This is a genomic window from Pseudonocardia sp. SID8383 (genome assembly GCF_009864975.1).
In the GTDB taxonomy this organism is placed as follows: Bacteria; Actinomycetota; Actinomycetes; order Mycobacteriales; family Pseudonocardiaceae; genus Pseudonocardia; species Pseudonocardia alni.
The window spans coordinates 1-934 of record NZ_WWFY01000471.1; the positions used below are offsets into that span (position 1 = coordinate 1).

Genomic DNA, 934 nt, shown 5'->3' on the forward strand with positions numbered 1-934 from the left:
GGCGGGCGGACGCACTCCGGGCCAGATCGCCGCCCCCGCGACACCGCCGTCGGGGGACCTCGCCGCGGTGCGCGACGCCGTCGCCGGGTCGGCCCGCAGCGCAGGCGAGGTCGTCCCCCGCGCCTCGGCGCTGCAGGTGGGTCTGGTCGCCGAGGTCGCCGCCTGCTGCGCCACCTACGCGGCGGTCCTGACCGGGGCGCCGGCGTGAGCGCGGGTCCGCGGCCGCGGCAGTCCTCCGACGACGAGCCGCAGGTCCCCCAGGTCACCGTCGAGGCGCTGCAGCGGGCACTCGCCTGCGAGCACGCGGCGCTGTGGGCGTACAAGATGGCGCTCGCGTTCATCCCGCCGGAGTGGGCGACCCGGGCCCGCGGCGACATCGAGGCCCACACCACCCTGCGCGGTCAGATCACCCAGACCCTGTCCGACATCGGGCAGCGGCCGGTCTCGGCGCAGCCGGCGTACGCGGCCCCGCAGCCCGTCGTCGACGGGGTGTCGGCCGGGGCGCTGCTGGTGTCGGCCGAGACCGACGCGATCGCCGCCTGGCGGTCGGTGACCGAGCGGTCGTCGTCGGTCCCGCTGCGCGAGGCCGGGCTCAAGGCGATGGTCGAGTGCACCGGCCGGCTCGCGTACTGGCGCGGGGTCACCGAGCGGTCCCCCGTCGTACCGGTGTTCCCCGGCCGCAGCTGAGGGGTCGCGGCGCTCAGCGGAGCGCCGCGGCGGCCGCCTCGACGTCGTCAGGGGTGGTCGACAGGTGGAACGCCAGCCGGGCGGCCCCGTCGCGCACGGCGGCGGTGACCCCGGCCGCGGCCAGCCGGTCGGCCGCCCCCTCGGCGCGCACCGACACGATGGCCGACCCGGCGGGCGGCATCCCGAGCCGCTCGCGCAGGGTGTCGGCGAGACCGACGCAGTGCGCGCGCAGGCCGTCGGCGTCGAG

At 78.6% G+C, this 934-nt stretch carries 2 protein-coding genes and 1 pseudogene; 2 read left to right on the forward strand and 1 reads right to left on the reverse strand.

Annotated features, from left to right (window positions below):
• Together GTW08_RS11425 and GTW08_RS11430 are read left to right on the forward strand one after the other, a co-directional pair.
• The coding region (locus GTW08_RS11425; RefSeq protein ID WP_202417044.1) for a hypothetical protein at nucleotides 1-208 on the forward strand (208 nt) is incomplete at its 5' end.
• Nucleotides 205-687 (forward strand): ferritin-like domain-containing protein, encoded by a 483-nt coding sequence (locus tag GTW08_RS11430; protein WP_062401114.1) that lies wholly within the window; start codon nucleotides 205-207, stop codon nucleotides 685-687. The genes GTW08_RS11425 and GTW08_RS11430, both read left to right, overlap by 4 nt.
• Nucleotides 688-700: 13 nt before the next feature.
• On the opposite strand, the pseudogene GTW08_RS11435 reads toward GTW08_RS11430, so the two are convergent.
• Nucleotides 701-934 (reverse strand): annotated as a pseudogene (locus tag GTW08_RS11435) (aminotransferase); the annotation flags it as partial.